2 protein-coding genes are annotated in these 2,038 nt (G+C 41.2%); one reads left to right on the top strand and one right to left on the bottom strand.

The window, feature by feature from the left end; translation table 11 throughout:
- Positions 1-122 precede the first annotated feature (122 nt).
- Complete coding sequence (locus tag BIZ39_RS21465) at positions 123-848, bottom strand: hypothetical protein (RefSeq protein WP_187448062.1); 726 nt, start codon at positions 846-848, stop codon at positions 123-125.
- A gap of 481 nt (positions 849-1,329) precedes the next feature.
- On the opposite strand from BIZ39_RS21465, the gene BIZ39_RS21460 reads away from it, so the two are divergent.
- A partial coding sequence (locus tag BIZ39_RS21460; RefSeq protein WP_187448061.1) for a hypothetical protein occupies positions 1,330-2,038 on the top strand: 709 nt, incomplete at its 3' end.

The following is a 2,038-nucleotide window of genomic DNA, read 5'->3' as shown; positions in this document are numbered from 1 at the left end:
AGTGGTCAATAATCTTCAAAAGTGTAACTACAAATAAAACCATGTAAAACAGTAATTTAGCTGTAGTTACATGTAACGTACTATTTATAAGATATGAGCCACTACAATTCACATGTTCTCGCTCACATTTGAGCGACACAAGCACCAACTTCCTCTTCAAACCGCTCACGTTCTAACGCATCGTGCTCTGCCTCTAATTGACTGGTATTGGATTTAGCAATCTTTGCTTTTGCTATTGCCTCTTCGTTTTCCGTTATCTCTTTTTCTTTGTTCACGATTTCTTTCATATGCTCTTCTAATTCACTGAGGTCAGGAGAAACAAGTGTTACCGATGCTTGTGCCTTTCTAAGCTTTCGTCTCACTTCATATATTTTATCATTAAGAAAACGCACATCGGGCAGGTTCCCTTTTAGGTTTGGGCTCAGTATACGATACATACAGTGCATAACATCTGAAGCTTTCTCGTAATTAGCTGCTTGAACACCAAGCTGATAGCGGTCCACCGGCATACCCACAACTGACGATAATAAAGCGCCTGCAGCAGCACCCTCTGGTGATTTTGTCACCCCAGCAACTAAACCAGCCATTGCGAACCCCAGAGACCTATCATCAGCATTATAAGCATATTCGCGTAAATCATTGGCTTTTTTGAAATACCATCGGGAATACGTCTTCATATTATCGATCGCATCTACGACTTTTAAAGCGTCCGTTAACCCAACTTTCTTCCCGTCATCGTCTTTTTCTAACTCATTTTCGATATCAACCTCATCAACAGGAAGAGGATGTAAGTTTTGACACGCAGTAAGCATAATGATGGGTAAGATGATTAGAATTTTATAAGACATGAGTACCTTTCCTTTTTTATTAAAACCCTTCACCTAACAATGATGATTGAAGTAATCAGCGCAAGGAAAGGGGGGGCACGATTACTTCACGGGTGCATTATAAATTTATAGTTTTGGCAGTATCAACAGTGTGGATGAGACTGTAACTGTTCACTTATTGAACGGCTTTAAGATAATAAGGTTTTATCCAGAAGTAAACTTTAAATAAACATTTTCTAAATTTTGTGTGACATGTTCTTGAAAAGGTCACGCACCACATGGAAAACGTCGCTTACCATCGGCTTAATTTAAAGGCACTAGGCATTGGTTTAGGGTGTTTACAGCGTAGGCATTACGCGAGGGATGAAGGTTTCAAATCTTACAACTTCGTATCTAGGTTAAGCAGGTCTTTTGCAGCAGCGGGTATTCAACAGCATTAACTGTACAAAAAAACTACAACAGGTTAACTTGTTATCTTAGCCAGTCTTGACAAGGATATCAGATGAACAGACTCATTTTGCTTTTTGTGGTAACGCTCACATTTTCTTCATTTTGCGCAGCAGGTGTTAATGAGGATACCCTCGCGCTCTACTCAAAATGCAAAGATGGAAGAGATAACCTGGATGCCTACTGTAAATGCGTTGCGGTGAGAACTGCGGAAGTCGCCACCCCAGAACAACTGAAACATTTTTCTGAACATCCGACTGAAATCAGGAAAATTCTTAACGAAGATGAAATCTCAATCTCCATCCCGTTTGAACAGGCCGGAGTCATCAACGATCACACCAATTTATTTTGTGTTGGTATGCCCATATCAGCTGAACAATATTGGAGAAACTACAAGTTAAAACCCAAGTCTGCCTTAAAGGAGGGCATCGAGGAGCAAGGGCGACAGTTAAATGCACTACTAATACAGGCGATGTCTCAAAATGACAGGGCTTGCTATACCACAACAATATTAGGGGGAAGCTGCAAGGACCTCTGTAAATATGAAAACACGTGCCCTGGAGGCCCTAAGTATGCACTTTTGAGGGGGCTCGCTTTAGCTTGTAAACAGGATCCAAGTAAGAAAGCCTGCCAACAAGCGGCCACAGCACTTCAAATTGAAGATTGGCGCACGCTTTCTCAATTAATTAACAGTGTACCCAGCCAGCTTGTTGAGGACATATCCAAAGGGAAACGCAGAAAATACACGCCTCAGGAAGTTTATC

Source organism: Alteromonas sp. BZK5, from assembly GCF_014349115.1.
GTDB classification, from domain to species: domain Bacteria; phylum Pseudomonadota; class Gammaproteobacteria; order Enterobacterales; family Alteromonadaceae; genus Alteromonas; species Alteromonas macleodii.
The sequence above is the reverse complement of the archived record's forward strand: the minus strand, read 5'-3'. Positions and strand labels throughout refer to the sequence as shown.

Excerpts from the sequence above, each read along its gene's own strand:
- BIZ39_RS21465 (WP_187448062.1), bottom strand. The coding sequence starts at position 848 with ATGTCTTATAAAATTCTAATCATCTTACCCATCATTATGCTTACTGCG.